The sequence below is a fragment of the Microbispora sp. NPDC046933 genome (assembly GCF_040644635.1).
Classification (GTDB): domain Bacteria; phylum Actinomycetota; class Actinomycetes; order Streptosporangiales; family Streptosporangiaceae; genus Microbispora.
The window spans coordinates 138,466-151,974 of record NZ_JBEYWW010000018.1; the positions used below are offsets into that span (position 1 = coordinate 138,466).

A 13,509-nucleotide genomic window follows, 5' to 3' on the forward strand; every position below is an offset into this window, starting at 1 on the left:
GCTCAGCCTCCCGCGGCGGCGAGGGTGCCCAGGCACCCGCCTGCCAGGTTTCGGTACACGGACTCGGTCTGCTCGGCGATCCTGGGCCAGCCGTAGCGGGCCCGGGCCCGCCGGGCCCCGGCGGCCGACAGCGCCGCCCGCAGCTCCGGCCGGGCCAGCAGGTCGCCGAGCGCGCGGGACAGCGCACGCGGCCGCCGGGGCGGCACGAGCACGCCGCATCCCGCGACGGTGTCGAGGTGGCCGCCGACCGCCGAGGCGACCACCGGCACCCCGCAGGCCAGGGCCTCCAGGGGCACCATGCCGAACGGCTCGTACCACGGGACGGTCACCAGGATGTCGGCGGAGCGCATGAGGGCGGGCACCTCGGACCGGCTCACGCTGCCGATCAGCCGGACCCGGTCGCCGAGGCCGAGACCGTCGGCCAGCGCGCGCAGCCGCGTGCTCTCCTCGTCCCCCGGGTCCCCGCCCGCGATCACCAGCTCGGCGCCGGGCACCTGCCGCATGGCGCGGACGGAGGTGTCCACCCCCTTGCGCGGCACCATGCGCCCGATGCTCAGCACCCGGGGCCGGTCACGGCGCGGGGCGGCAGGACCGTCGGGGCGGAACAGGCCGAGGTCGACGCCGCACGGCACGACCCTGATCCGCTCGCGTGGCACGCCCATCGCGACCAGCTCCCGCACCTCGTCGGAGCAGGTGGCGATGACCGCGACCGCCCGGCGGCCGATGTCGCGCTCGATCGCGATCCGGCTCGGCGGGCTGGTGTCCGCCTCGCCCTGCCAGCGCCGCTTCACGGTGCCGAGCGCGTGGTAGGTCTGCACGACCGGGATGTGGAGGGGCTCCGCGGCCGTCAGCGTGGCCAGCCCGCTCATCCAGAAGTGGGCGTGCGCCAGGTCGGGCGGCTCGGCCTTCCACCTGCGGGCCAGGTGCGCCCCGAACTCCGGCATGTACGGCAGCAGCTCGTCCTTGGGCAGCGGCTCCGCGGGCCCGGCGGGCACGTGCTCGACGGTGACGCCTCGGGCCATCGGCACGGCGTCCGGCTGGTCGGGAGAGGTCCGCCGCGTGTGCACGACGACCTCGTTGCCTCGCTCGGCCAGGGCCAGGGCCAGGGCCGCGACGTGCACGTTCTGCCCGCCGGCGTCCACGCCGCCGAGGGTCGCCAGCGGGCTCGCGTGCTCCGACACCAGGGCGATCCTCATGGCACCCTCTCCTTCACCGCCTCTTCGGCCGGCATGAGGCGGCGCACCGCGCTGACCACCTGCTCGCCGCCGACCGAGGACAGGCACGGATGGCCGGGAACAGGGCAGATTCGCGCCCTGCTCCCCCGGCAGGGGGCGTCCTGGTCGCCGAGGACCACCGTGGGCACGCCGTACGGCGCCCAGCGGGCGGCGGGCACGACCGGCGCGAACAGGCTGACCACGGGCGTGCCGACGGCCGCCGCGAGATGGGCGGGGCCGGTGTTGGCGGCGACCACCGCCGAGGCCCCGGCGAGCACCGCGGCGAGCTCGGCGAACGTGGTCGCCCCGCCCAGATCGAGCGCGGGACCGGAGACGATCGCGGTCAGCGCCCGCTCGCCCGGGCTGCCGGTGACGACGACCCGCTCGCCCGCGGCCAGCAGCGCCTCGACCGCCTCCGCCCAGCGCTCGGCGGGCCAGGCCCTGGCCGGCGCGGTCGTGCCGGGATGCACCACGACGTAGCCCGGCGGGCCGGTGAGGTGCTCCACGTCAGGCAGCGGACCGCGCACGGCGAGCCGCCCGTCGTCGCCCGGCGGGAGGTCGAAGCCGGCCGCGCGGGCGAGGCCGAGCATCCGCTCCGGCTCGGGGACGTGCACGCTCTCGTCCACGACGTGACGCACGTCGAGCAGGGAGCCGGGGTAGTCCTCGCTGATCGCGGCGATGCGCGGCACTCCGGCCAGCCGCAGCAGCAGGGCCGTCGGCAGCGCCGACTGGTGGAAGGACGTGAAGATCACGGCCACGTCCGGGCCCACGGCGCGGACCTGCTCCACCAGGCGGGCCGCGTGCTCGGAGGTCATCGGCACCCGGTCGGGGTCGATCCACGGGGCGCGCCACTCCAGGACGCGGTCGACGCCGGGCAGCAGCTCGGCCGCGGCCCTGCCGTACGGGCCGGCGAGCATCGCGACCTCCCGCGCCCCGGCGGCGACGGCGCGCACGGCGGGCCCCGCGAGCAGCACGTCGCCCGCGTTGTCGGGCCGCACCACCAGAGCGGTCCCGATCACGAGCGCCTCCCCCTCCGCACCTCGTTCGTTCGTACCTTCACCTCGCCTCTGATCCGGTGCGCGCAGGCCGCAGGAGGGATGACCACGCTGGTCACGGCCATGCGCACGATCTCCTCCGGCGTACGCGGGCCCGGGGCGACGCGCGCCCAGGCGAACTCGGCCGTGAGGCCGAGCCAGGCGAGCCCGGCGGCCCCCGCCGCCAGCCGCCTCAGGCGGCCCTTCCGCGCGCCGGCGGCGGCGAGCGTGATCGCGAGCAGGCCCGCGCCGGTGGTGAGGGCGTGCCGCTTGAGCCTGCCCGGGTGTCCGCCGATGGCCGCCCGCCAGTCACGGCCGTGCACGTGCCGCATGAGCGCGTCGGACGCGTTGCCGCGCTGGAAGCGCACGCTGGACCAGAAGCCGTCGTCGCGCACCGGGTGACGGGTCAGGCGTTCGCCCTTCACCAGGGCGAACCCGGCCTGCTCGACCCGCAGCGCGAGGTCGGCGTCCTCCCGGTACGCCCCGGGGAAACGTTCGTCGAACCCGCCCGCCGCCTCCAGGGCCGTCCTGCGGTAGGCCATGTCGGCGGTGATCCAGTCGGCGCCGGCCAGCCCGGCGGTGTTGCGCTCGGCGTCGGTCGGGCGGCGGCCCGCCGGCAGCGGCACCTCCAGCCGTCCCTGGCTGCCGCCGACGTCCTGAGGCAGGCGGGCGAGGTCCTCCGTCAGCGCGCGCACCCAGCCCGGGCCCGGCACCACGTCGTCGTCGAGGAACACCACCCACGGCGTCGTCGCGGCCCGCCATCCGGCGTTGCGCGCGGCGGCCGGGCCGCGCCCGCCCGACCTGAGCACGCGTGCGCGATCGGGCACCGGCAACGGCTCCCAGTCGTCGCCCCTGCCCTCCCCCGGCCGGTCGTCCACCACGATCACCTCAGGACCGGAGCCGACCGCGGCGAGCGTGGCGGCCAGGCTCGGCCGCCCGACCGTCGGGATCACCACCGTGACCGCCGGCCCCGTTTCCCGGTGCGGCTCCCCAGCGGGGGTCGTGTTCGTCTCCCGGGTCATCTCAGTCGTCATCCGGCGAACACCGCCCCTCTGCGCACGACGTACGGACCGAGGACGAGCACGTCCACCGGGGCCGAGCCGAAGCACTCCAGCGCGTCGCGGGGGTCGTCCACCATCGGGCGGCCGGCCGTGTTGAGGCTCGTGTTGACCACCACAGGCAGCCCGGTGCGCGCCTCGAACTCCTCGAGCAGCCGGGCGAGCAGCGGGTCGCGTCCGCGCTCGACGGTCTGGATCCGGGCCGTGCCGTCGACGTGCACCACCGCGGGGATGCGGTCGCGCCACTCCGTCCGCACGTCGTGGACGAACAGCATGTACGGGCTCGACATCGGGCCCCTGCCGAAGATCATGGGGGCGTGTTCCGCCAGCACCATCGGGGCGATGGGGCGGAACTGCTCGCGGCCCTTCACGTCGTTGAGCCGCTCGGTGTTGCGGGGGTCGCCGGGGTGGGCGAGCAGGGACCGGCGGCCGAGCGCCCGGGGGCCGTACTCGGCGCGTCCCTGGAACCAGGCGATCACGCGGTCGGCCGCGAGCTCGGCGGCGACGGTGGCGGCGAGGTCGGCCGGGCGCTCGTACGGCACCCGCGCCACGTCGAGCCAGGCGCCCAGCTCCTCGTCGCTCCAGCCCCGCCCGAGGTCGGCGCCGGGCATCGGCGTGACGGGGTCGCCGCCGGCCTGCGCGAGGTGCAGCGCTCCCCCGAGCGCGGTGCCCGAGTCGCCCGCCGCGGGCTGCACCCACACCTCCTCGAACGGGCCCTCGGCGAACAGGCGGGTGTTGGCCACGCAGTTGAGCGCCACTCCCCCGGCCATCGTGAGGTGACGCGCCCCGGTCCGCTCGTGCAGCCACGTGGCGAGGTCGAGCAGCACCTCCTCCAGGCGGGCCTGCACGCTCGCGGCGAGGTCGGCGTGGTCGGCCGTCCACTTCTCGCCCTTGCCGAGCGCCTTGGCGTAGACGCTCCAGTCGATCGGCTCGACCCGGAAGCCGCCGTCACCCGTGGCGTAGACGAGCTCGCGCATCTCGCGCAGGAAGCGCGGCTCGCCGTAGGAGGCGAGGGCCATCACCTTGTACTCGTCGCTCGACCGGAGGAAGCCGAGGTGCTGGGTGAGGTCCTCGTACATCAGCCCGAGGGAGTGCGGCAGCGCCTGGCTCGCCAGGACGGTCAGCTCGCCGTCCCGGTAGTGCCCGGCCAGGTGCGAGACGGCCTCGCCCCGGCCGTCGCAGACCAGCACCGCCGACTCGCGGTAGGGCGCGGCCAGCCCCGCCGACGCGGCGTGCGCGATGTGGTGGGGGACGAACCGCACCTGGGCGGCGTCGAGCCCGGGCAGCGCCGTGGCCAGGAAGTTGGGGGCGCGGCGCGCGTAGGTGGTGCGCAGGTCCTCCCAGTGCTCGTCCTGCCCCGGCCCTCCGGGGACCACGAGCTCGGGGTCGTAGGAGTAGGCGACGCCGTCGAGGTCCTCGGGCCGCAAGCCGGCCTGTTCAAGGCACCACGCGGCGGCGAGCTCGGGCAGTTCCCAGGCGGAGAACGGAAGCGGGCGCTTGCCGTGCTTGCGGCGGCTGAAGCGCTCTTCTTCTGCTGCGGCGACCACCTCACCATCCACGACCAGCGCGGCAGCTGGATCATGAAAAATCGCATTTATCCCCAAGAACCGCATCGGTTTCCCTCCGTGGCACAGTGGAGGTCTGGTTACCGAGAGAAGCGCCTCTAAACACTCCTTTGTAGAGAAGTCGACGTGAGTGGGGGATGCACTCAATAACTGCTACTCTGCGTAACTGACGGCCGGTGTTTGCCGATCTGTCCCCCGGGTAGCCCGGGCGGGCGATTCGTGCAGGAGGTCGCCCGTGCCACAGTCCGCCCGCCCACCCGCCGCGGTGCTTTTCGACCGTGACGGAACGCTCATTCACGACGTTCCTTACAACAGCGATCCTGAACGGGTGGAGCCCGTCGCCGGGGCCCGGAAGGCGCTCGACCGGCTGCGCGCGGAGGGCATCCCGGTCGGGATCGTGACCAACCAGTCCGGGGTGGCCAGAGGCGTGATCGCCCCCGAGGCCCTGCGCGCCGTGAACGATCGGGTGGACGCCCTGCTCGGCCCGTTCGACGTGTGGGAGATCTGCCCGCACGACGACGGCGACCGCTGCGACTGCCGCAAGCCGGCGCCCGGCCTCGTGCTGCGCGCCGCCCGGCGGCTCGGCGTCCGTCCGCAGGACTGCGTGGTGATCGGCGACATCGGCCGGGACGTGGAGGCGGCCCGCGCCGCCGGCGCCCGGGGCATCCTCGTGCCGACCCCGGTGACGCTGCCGGAGGAGGTGGAGGCCGCTTCCGAGGTGGCGCCCGACCTCGCCGCGGCGCTCGATCTGGTGCTCGGGGGAATTCAGCTCACAGCAGAGGATGAAGAGGGCATGACCAGGGCAGGTGGGTGAGGCGACCGGCGGGGGGAGGCACGGTGTTCCGAGGCCCACGAAACGACGGACGGGGAGCGATGCGATGAAGATCATGGTGTGGCATGTCCACGGCTCGTGGACCACCTCTTTCGTGCACGGGGGGCACGACTATCTGGTGCCGCTCACCCCCGACCGCGGTCCCGACGGGCGGGGCCGGGCCGACACCTATCCCTGGCCCGACAGCGTACGGGAGGTCCCGTACGACCGGCTGGCCGGCGAGGACGTCGACGTGGTCGTCTACCAGCGGCCGCACGAGATCGGCCTGGCCCGCGAGTGGCTGGGGCGCGACGTGCCGGGCGTCTACGTCGAGCACAACACCCCGGCGGGGGACGTGCCCAAGACCCGCCATCCGCTCGCCGACCGCGCCGACATCCCGCTCGTCCACGTCACCCACTTCAACGACCTGTTCTGGGACTCCGGCCGCGCCCCCACCCACGTGATCGAGCACGGCGTGCTCGACCCCGGCTACCTCTACACGGGCGAGCTGGCCCGAGCCGGCGTGGTCGTCAACGAGCCGATCAGGCGCTGGCGCGTGGCGGGCACCGACCTGCTGCCCACGTTCGCCGCGACCGCCCCGCTCGACGTGTTCGGCATGAAGGTGACGAACCTGCCGTCCAAGCTGGGCCTGGACGGGGAGATGGAGGCGTTCGAGGACCTGCCGCAGGCCGCCATGCACGCCGAGCTGGCCCGGCGGCGTGTCTACCTGCACCCCTACCGCTGGACCTCGCTCGGCCTGTCGCTGATCGAGGCCATGATGATCGGCATGCCGGTGGTCGCGCTCGCCACCACCGAGGCCGTGGAAGCGGTGCCGCCGGAGGCCGGGGTCGTCTCGACCAAGCTGCCCACGCTGCTACGGGCGCTCGACCGGTTCGCCAACGAACCCGAGCTCGCCGTACAGGCGGGCAAGGCCGCCCGCGCGGCCGCCCTGGCCCGCTACAACCTCGACCGCTTCCTCGCCGACTGGGACAGACTGCTCGGCTCGATCGTCCCCGGATGACCTTTCCACAAGACCCGGCCAACCATTGAACCACCGCGATGACCTGCGACGGTCGTCTCGGTGGTTCACGGCGTTCCACAACGTGCTCAACGTGCGGCCGTCGCCTTCGATCCCATGAACCCCTACCAGGCGTTCGGCGACGACCCACACGCGCTCGATCACATGGTGACTCCTCCGTCCCCTGAAGAGGACGGCTTCTCGCTTTCCCCGGCTGAGGTAGCCGGAGTAGGCGGCGGCCAAGCCCTGACCGATGCCCCTTCTGGGCACGCGAAGACGGTATCAGGGAAGCGATTTCCCTGCCGGATGAATCCGGCAGTCCCCTCGCTAGATCTGATGGAGGGGCTGCGCTTCGAGATCAGCGGTCCAGACGTCCACGAGAATCCCGTGGAGCCGGACGAGAGCATCAGCTCGGCCTTGGCGCTGATCGGACGGGTCACCGGGACAGACATGGCCGCCGACTGGCTCGAGGCGCCGCACTCTCGAATCAGGCCGATCTCTTCCTGACGGCCTTCGGAGGAGAGCCCCCGCGGCTCCTTCACCGGCGATCACAGGTGTGATCAGGGGACACTGAGAGTGGTCAGAACATGGCCGGACCTGACAGTGAGGTGCTCATGATGGTCACCGGACTTCCCGCGTGGGCCGTACGGCTGCGCGCCGAGCGGCGCAACCGGCTGTGGAGCCAGAAGGACATGGCGCGCCGCCTCGTCGAGGCCGCCGACGACGACGTGCGTGCCCGCCTCCCCTCCCGCGAGACCATCGTCCGCCGGATCAAAGCGTACGAAGCCGGGCACAACCAGCCCGGCGATCCCTACCGGCTTCTGTACGCCCGCGCCTTCGGCCTCGAAGAGGACGAGCTGTTCGAAGTCGGGGGTGGGAGCACCGCCTCGCACGATGACGACGAATGGGACGCCCTGGAGCTGGCTCGCCGGGCCTCGGCCACCGAGGTAGGGAGAGACACCCTCGAACGGCTGGAGCTCGCTGTCGACGAGCTGGCCATGGCCTACCACGGGACGCCGCCCCGCGAACTGCTGATCCGCGTACGCCGTCACCTCGGCTACGTCTCACAGCTCCTGGATGGCAGGAAGACGCTCGCCGAGCACCGGCGGCTTCTGGTGACAGGAGGCTGGCTGTCGCTCCTCGCCGCGACCTGCCTCATCGACCTGCGCCGGTTCCCGGCCGCCGACGCACGGCTCCGTACGGCCACTCAGCTCGCAAGGGAGACGGAGCATCGCGAGATCGCCGCGTGGTGCCTGGAGACGGAGGCGTGGCAGGTCCTGATCGAGGGCGACTACCGGCGGGCCCTGTCCCTCTCCCAGGCGGCACGACGGATCGCGCCGCGAGGCAGCTCGGCGTACATCCAGGCGACCGCGCAGGAGGGCCGGGCCTGGGCGCGTCTGGGCGCCGCCCGGGAAACCCGTGAAGCGCTCAACCGGGTGGCACGGCTCGTCGCGCCGCTTCCGGCCCCGGACCGGCCCGAGCACCACTACCGCTACGACCCCGCCAAGTGTGACGGCTACGTCGCGACGACGTTGTCCTGGCTCGGCGATCCCGCAGCCGAGTCGTACGCTCGCGGGCTGCTCGCCCGGCTGGAGTCCGCCGGCCCGAGACGGCCACGCCGGGCCCTGGCCGCGCGGCTCGACCTGGCGCTCGCGCTCATGGCCGCCGACCAGCCCGACGAGGCCGGGCACATGACGCTCGCCGCGCTCACCGACCCACACCTCGTGCCTTCCCACCACTGGCGGGCCGCCGAGGTGATCAGAGCACTGGACGCACGGCAGGCTCCACAAGCGACCGAACTCCGTGAGGCATACCATGAGCTCCGCGGCTCACTCGCGTGAAGAGGACAGCGACCCGGACACAAGCGGCCGCCCGCGCCGCCGGCTCGTCTTGGGCGAGGCCTTACCCCTCGGTGAGACCGGCCGGTCTCCCTCCCGGAGTACGCTTCAGGGAGGCGAGGGGGAGCCATGCCCGATCCTCGGGAGATCCATGACGCTTTCGCGGAGGCGTTCCGCGCACACGACACGAGGCGCCTTCTGGACTGCTTCCACCCGGACGCCGTTCTCGTGACCCCTGCCGGCATGGTGGAGGGGCACGAACAGATCGAGTGGTATTTCGGCCAGTTCTTCTCCACCGTGCCCGACCTGACGTCCAGGGTCACCACGCTGCTGGTCCACGATGACACCGTCGCTGCCGAATGGGTCACGTCGGGAACCCAGACGGGAGAGATGCTGCTCCCGGACGGCACCGTGATCCCCGGCACCGGCTGCCCCGTCTCCTGGACGGGGTGTGGAATGTGGACGGTGGAAGACGGCAGGTTCGTCACCGGGCGCGTCTACTACGACCAGTTGGGTGCTTACCTGTCGTTGGGCTGCCGGCTCGCACAGAACAAGCCCGGCTCCGCGGCCGCCACCCCTGACCGGGAGGCCCGGCCCGTGCCCGTCGCGCATCCGCGCGACCAGGAGACCCGGGCCGAGCCGCGCTCCACCTCCATCCGCCGGCTTCTCCGCAGGATCTTCGGCAGGTGACCGTCCCCGCGACACGGCCCGCCTGCACACCCGACGGGCGCGGCCGACTGGCGGCGGTCAGGTGATCACGGTCACCCGGTCCTGGCGGGACGGGCTGATCTCCTCGTGCTCGCGCAGGTAGGCGATGAACTCCTCGTGATCACGCCCGTTCCGGTACGGGTCGGTGAAGGATGCGAGAGCGCCGTACCCGTCGGCCCCGATGAGGGTGTAGGCCAGCCCGGCGACGCGGTAGGACCTGCCCAGGTCGAGGGGCAGGCCGTCGATGAGGAACTTGGCGGGGTCGACACGCTGGCCGATCGGCTTGGTCGAATCGAAGGTGGCGCGCACGTTGGCGGAGAACGCGAGCGGGCCGTACACGATCGTCCCGTTGGAGCGTCGCTGCCACTGCTGTTCGAACGCCTGCCGGAGCTGCTCGCCGGTGAGCGTGACGGTGAGGATCGGGTTCTCGTAGCCGAGCTGCGAGTACGCCTCCCCGTACAGGATCACGCCATCCTGGTCGGCGGAGTTGGCGCCCTTCGCGTACAGCAGCCTTCCCGCCACCGCGTTGGAGCCGCTGACGGGCTTGGCCGCCACCATGCCGAAGTCGGCGCGGCCCTGGCGGTTCCGGTTCGCCGACCAGAGCATCAGGTCCGCGCCGAGGTCGCCCATGGTGGACTCGCCGCTCGCGTTCAGCGTTGGCGTGAAATCACCGGTGAGCCGGCCCGCGACGGTGGCATACCGCTGGTTGCCCAGGTCGGTCCAGTAGTCGACGATCCGCTGCATCTCCGGGTCCGGGGGCACGTCGAGGGTGACCGGGTGGTTGGTCGCCTTGGTCAGGTCTCTGACCACCTTGCCGGTGGCCGGGTCCAGCTTCAGGTTGATCTCGTTGATGATTTGTCCGGCGTGGCCCGCCTCGACGAACGGCCGGAGGTTGCCCTCCGGGTCGGGCAGCATCGCGTTGAACCACCAGTGCCAGTGGCCGGTGATGATCGCGCAGATGTCCGGGTCGGCCTTGGCCGCCAGTTCGAGTGCCGGACCGCCCGCCGCCATGGTGGAGCCGTTGATCGGCGCGTGCCAGTTGTCCACCTGCTGCGCGCCGTCGTGCACGCACAGGACCAGGGCGTTGACCCCTCTGTCCTTGAGCAGCCGCGCGTACCGGTTCGCCGTCTCGATCGGGTCCAGCCCGTCAAGATCGGGGTTGTAGGAACTCGAACCTGTCGGGCTGTGCGCGAGCGTGAGGTGGATGAACCCAATGGGGTAGCGGCGACCACCCGGCCCCGTCACGTATTCGATGTTGTACGGCTGCAGCACGGGCTGCCCCGTCTTCCGCCACACCATGTTGGCGGAGTAGTACGGAAAGCCCAGCCCCTTGTACCGACGCCCGGTCGAGTCACGGAAACTGGAGTCCCGGCCGGGCACGCCAATGGGGATGCCCTTGACCATGTGCCGCTGGAAATAGTCGATGCCGTAGTCCAGCTCGTGGTTGCCCAGCGTGGAGAACTGCAGGCCGAGCTTGTTCAACACCTCGACCGGGCCCTCGTCGGAGAGCATCTTGTTGTCCAGGGGTTCGCCGCCGCAGTAGTTGTCCCCGATGGAGAAGAAGAACGAGTTCTGCGCGGCCCGCAACCGCCGCAGGTGCGTGGCGAGGTAGGCGGCGCCGCCGACGTGCAGGGTGAGGTTTCCGCCGGCGTCCGGCAGGTAGCCGTCCGCCGACGAGGTCGGGGTGCGCAGGTTGCCGTGGAAGTCGGTGATGTTCAGCAGCTGGACGTCGATGAGATCGCCCGTCGCTTGGTCAGCTGCCCGCTCCGACGCGTAGGCCGGCGTGCCCAGGGCGAACGCCGTGGCCGCCGCGCCGGCCCCGATCAGCAGCGAACGACGGGAGATGGGCGAGCCAGACTCGCAACAACTGTTCACATGTTCCTCACAGGTCTCTCCAAGAGCACCCGTAGGAAATCGTGTAAACGTTTCCAGCAGTACCGCCCGAGAAGGCGATCAGCCAAACATCCGGCGAATCAAGAGGCATACCACGAGCTCTGCGGCTCACCTGGCGAGAAGCCCGATGATTCTCGTGTTCCGCGGCTGATCACCTGTCGGAACTTGCCGGTTCGTCGTGCCAGTCGGGAGGTGTGACGGTGCCGGAAAGCCAGTCGCGCCGAAGGATTCCGTAGCCGATCGCGTCGTAACACGTGCCATCCGGAGCCGGCCAGGCGTCCCGGTAGTGCGCCTCCTTCGCGTAGCCGCTCTTGCGGAAGATCGCCCGCATCGCATGGTTGTCCTGGCGAGTGGTGCCCTCGATCCTCGAGATCTCGGGCAGCTCCGTGAACAGGTAGCCGGTCAGCCAGTGCACCGCCTTCGTGCCGATGCCGCGTCCCCGCCATGCCTGCCCTATGCGCAGGTCGAAGATGGGCGTGTCATCGGTGAGATCCTGGAGCGTGACCAGCCCGGCGCGCTCACCGTCCACGAGCACCCAGAACGTTCTTGTCTCTTCGCTGTCGTAGAAGCCGTCGGCGACCCGCTGCTTGACCGTCGCCCGTTCCTGCGTTCCCGCGTGGTACGGCCACTCTTCCTGCGTCAGGAAATCGGCGAGCGCTTCTCCGTCGTCGGGTGAGAACCTCAGAAATTCGATGTCCATCGCCTGATCGTGATCAGCAGGGTGCGTGCCGGTCAAACGAATTTCGCGAGGACGCGGCCACGTGAGCCGGTCCCGGAGCCGGAGGCGCCCGTCATCCCCGGGGCACGCCTGATCGCGCCGCGTCCGCGCTGGTCGAGGCCGGGCCTTGATTGTTTACCGAGAACGGAGCACCGCAAGGGCAGGCGATCCGGTCCGGGTGGGAAAAGGGTCCTCATGATGCGCAACCTGGTGAACGGCGCCGTCGGCGGCGCGCTCGCGACGGCCGTGTACAGCGCGATGCTGATGGCGGCGGACAGGGCCGGCCTGCTGGAGGAGCCGCCGCCGCGGCGGTTCGTGCGAATGGCCCTTCCCGGGCGCGACAAGCCCAGGAAGGGCGAGAACGTGCTCGGGACGATCGCGCACTTCGCGTTCGGCTCCTCCTGTGGTTCGGTGCTCGGCCTGCTGTCGGCCGGGCAGCGCGTGCCCGTCCCGATCGGCACGGCGTACGGGCTGCTGGTGTGGTACTTCGGCTACCAGGGCCTGGCCCCGAGCATCGGCGCGTACCCGCCCGTCCCGAAGGACCGCCCGGGACGCCAGGCCGCGCTGCTGGCGGGACACCTGCTGTGGGGCACCGCGCTCGCCTTCGCGCTCAACCGGCTTCGCACCGAGAAGGCGCCGCTGACCGCCGAACTCGCCCCCCGGCTGCGGGAGGAGGTCCGGCGTCCCACCATCCCCACCCCCGAGCCCGTCTCGGCCCAGGTGCGCGGGTAGGCGGGAACGGCGATACGCGTGCAGGCGAGATGACCAGGGGGCCTGGCTACGCACGCAGGGGATGAGCCTGCCGATCGTTCGATGTGCCGTGACCTGCGGAATGTCCGGCTTCATGGCGTGTCGGCCCTGACCCGCGGTGAGGGAGGGTCCCGGTGTCCGATCCGGGATCTCCCGGATGTCCCCGATGCTCCGCGGCCGACAGGGTGGACGGGTGCCCAACGATCGGAGTCACGCTCATGTCGCACGCCATCCTCGACCTGGTCCAGCAGGTGATGTCATCACCCTGGTTATACGTGGCGCTCTTCGTCCTGGCGCTGCTCGACGGGTTCTTCCCGATCGTGCCGGCCGAGACCTCAGTGATCACCGCCGCGGTGTTCGCCGCGTCGGGCGAGACCAACCTGGCCCTGGTCATCCTGGTCGCGGCTCTCGGCGCGTGCGCGGGTGACCACGTCTCCTACCTGATCGGCAACAGGTCGGCGGGCAGGCTCCGGGACAAGAAGCCGTTCGTCTGGGCGCGGAACGCACTGGCCGAGCGGGGAGGTCTCGTCCTGGTCGTGGCCAGGTACATCCCCGGCGGGCGCACCGCGACCACGCTCACCATGGGCGCCGTACGGCATCCGCTGCGCTCGTTCACGTTCTTCGACGCGATCGCGGCGGGCTCGTGGGCGGTCTACTCCGGGCTGATCGGATTCTTCGGCGGGATGGCGTTCGAGAACGACCCGATCAAGGGCCTGCTCCTCGGCCTCGGCATCGTGCTGTCGATCACCGTGGTCGTCGAACTGGTGAGGTGGCTCAGGAAACGACGCGCCACCCGGCTCTCCCCTGAGCCTCTTCCCGCGCGCACGTCCGCGTGACCCAGTCCGGTGATCTGCCCTCGCGCCGGCTGGGAACGTGACTCCTCCTCTCCCTGAAGGGAGCGG

General features: G+C 71.6%; 13 protein-coding genes. 7 read left to right on the plus strand and 6 right to left on the minus strand.

Features of this window, described 5'->3' with window-relative positions; genetic code table 11:
* Positions 1–2: 2 nt before the first annotated feature.
* The 4 genes from ABZ857_RS24190 to ABZ857_RS24205 are packed head-to-tail and all read right to left on the minus strand — an operon-like array spanning position 3 to position 4,919.
* Positions 3–1,196: a glycosyltransferase gene (locus tag ABZ857_RS24190; RefSeq protein ID WP_357046417.1), complete on the minus strand. Its 1,194-nt coding sequence runs from the start codon at positions 1,194–1,196 to the stop codon at positions 3–5.
* Positions 1,193–2,233 carry a glycosyltransferase family 9 protein gene (locus tag ABZ857_RS24195; RefSeq protein ID WP_357046419.1) on the minus strand — a complete coding sequence of 347 codons (1,041 nt, stop codon included), beginning with the start codon at positions 2,231–2,233 and terminating at the stop codon, positions 1,193–1,195. Before ABZ857_RS24195 ends, ABZ857_RS24190 begins: the two co-directional genes overlap by 4 nt.
* Complete coding sequence (locus tag ABZ857_RS24200; protein ID WP_357046421.1) at positions 2,230–3,282, minus strand: glycosyltransferase; 1,053 nt, start codon at positions 3,280–3,282, stop codon at positions 2,230–2,232. The genes ABZ857_RS24195 and ABZ857_RS24200 overlap by 4 nt, the downstream gene beginning before the upstream one ends.
* Positions 3,279–4,919, minus strand: a complete 1,641-nt coding sequence (locus tag ABZ857_RS24205; RefSeq protein WP_357046423.1) for a carbamoyltransferase C-terminal domain-containing protein — start codon at positions 4,917–4,919, stop codon at positions 3,279–3,281. Before ABZ857_RS24205 ends, ABZ857_RS24200 begins: the two co-directional genes overlap by 4 nt.
* A 217-nt stretch (positions 4,920–5,136) precedes the next feature.
* Between ABZ857_RS24205 and ABZ857_RS24210 the strand changes: the two genes are divergently transcribed.
* The 5 genes from ABZ857_RS24210 to ABZ857_RS24230 all read left to right on the plus strand — a co-directional run bounded on the left by ABZ857_RS24210 (position 5,137) and on the right by ABZ857_RS24230 (position 9,228).
* Positions 5,137–5,685 carry an HAD family hydrolase gene (locus tag ABZ857_RS24210; protein WP_357046494.1) on the plus strand — a complete coding sequence of 183 codons (549 nt, stop codon included), beginning with the start codon at positions 5,137–5,139 and terminating at the stop codon, positions 5,683–5,685.
* 64 nt (positions 5,686–5,749) lie between these two features.
* Positions 5,750–6,703, plus strand: coding sequence for a glycosyltransferase (locus ABZ857_RS24215; RefSeq protein ID WP_357046425.1), 954 nt, complete (start codon positions 5,750–5,752; stop codon positions 6,701–6,703).
* 114 nt (positions 6,704–6,817) lie between these two features.
* Positions 6,818–7,207, plus strand: coding sequence for a hypothetical protein (locus ABZ857_RS24220; protein ID WP_357046427.1), 390 nt, complete (start codon positions 6,818–6,820; stop codon positions 7,205–7,207).
* 80 nt (positions 7,208–7,287) lie between these two features.
* Positions 7,288–8,541: a hypothetical protein gene (locus tag ABZ857_RS24225; protein ID WP_357046429.1), complete on the plus strand. Its 1,254-nt coding sequence runs from the start codon at positions 7,288–7,290 to the stop codon at positions 8,539–8,541.
* Positions 8,542–8,667: 126 nt separating this feature from the next.
* Positions 8,668–9,228 (plus strand): nuclear transport factor 2 family protein, encoded by a 561-nt coding sequence (locus ABZ857_RS24230; RefSeq protein WP_357046431.1) that lies wholly within the window; start codon positions 8,668–8,670, stop codon positions 9,226–9,228.
* 57 nt (positions 9,229–9,285) lie between these two features.
* On the opposite strand, the gene ABZ857_RS24235 is transcribed toward ABZ857_RS24230, so the two are convergent.
* A complete protein-coding gene (locus tag ABZ857_RS24235; RefSeq protein ID WP_357046433.1) occupies positions 9,286–11,121 on the minus strand; it encodes a bifunctional metallophosphatase/5'-nucleotidase in 1,836 nt (611 codons plus the stop codon).
* Between the two features lie 169 nt (positions 11,122–11,290).
* Complete coding sequence (locus ABZ857_RS24240) at positions 11,291–11,875, minus strand: GNAT family N-acetyltransferase (protein WP_357046435.1); 585 nt, start codon at positions 11,873–11,875, stop codon at positions 11,291–11,293.
* Between the two features lie 177 nt (positions 11,876–12,052).
* Here ABZ857_RS24240 and ABZ857_RS24245 point away from each other — a divergent pair, with 177 nt between their 5' ends.
* Both ABZ857_RS24245 and ABZ857_RS24250 read left to right on the plus strand, forming a co-directional pair.
* The gene (locus ABZ857_RS24245) at positions 12,053–12,589 is read left to right on the plus strand and encodes a DUF6789 family protein (protein ID WP_357046436.1); all 537 of its coding nucleotides are present in this window, start codon (positions 12,053–12,055) and stop codon (positions 12,587–12,589) included.
* A gap of 236 nt (positions 12,590–12,825) precedes the next feature.
* Positions 12,826–13,443 carry a DedA family protein gene (locus ABZ857_RS24250; protein WP_357046438.1) on the plus strand — a complete coding sequence of 206 codons (618 nt, stop codon included), beginning with the start codon at positions 12,826–12,828 and terminating at the stop codon, positions 13,441–13,443.
* The last annotated feature ends 66 nt before the right edge of the window (positions 13,444–13,509 follow it).

Coding starts and splice junctions, on each gene's coding strand:
- ABZ857_RS24190 (WP_357046417.1), bottom strand. CDS start 1,196: ATGAGGATCGCCCTGGTGTCGGAGCACGCGAGCCCGCTGGCGACCCTC.
- ABZ857_RS24205 (WP_357046423.1), bottom strand. CDS start 4,919: ATGCGGTTCTTGGGGATAAATGCGATTTTTCATGATCCAGCTGCCGCG.
- ABZ857_RS24225 (WP_357046429.1), top strand. CDS start 7,288: ATGGCCGGACCTGACAGTGAGGTGCTCATGATGGTCACCGGACTTCCC.
- ABZ857_RS24245 (WP_357046436.1), top strand. CDS start 12,053: ATGATGCGCAACCTGGTGAACGGCGCCGTCGGCGGCGCGCTCGCGACG.
- ABZ857_RS24215 (WP_357046425.1), top strand. CDS start 5,750: ATGAAGATCATGGTGTGGCATGTCCACGGCTCGTGGACCACCTCTTTC.
- ABZ857_RS24250 (WP_357046438.1), top strand. CDS start 12,826: ATGTCGCACGCCATCCTCGACCTGGTCCAGCAGGTGATGTCATCACCC.
- ABZ857_RS24200 (WP_357046421.1), bottom strand. CDS start 3,282: ATGACGACTGAGATGACCCGGGAGACGAACACGACCCCCGCTGGGGAG.
- ABZ857_RS24220 (WP_357046427.1), top strand. CDS start 6,818: ATGAACCCCTACCAGGCGTTCGGCGACGACCCACACGCGCTCGATCAC.
- ABZ857_RS24230 (WP_357046431.1), top strand. CDS start 8,668: ATGCCCGATCCTCGGGAGATCCATGACGCTTTCGCGGAGGCGTTCCGC.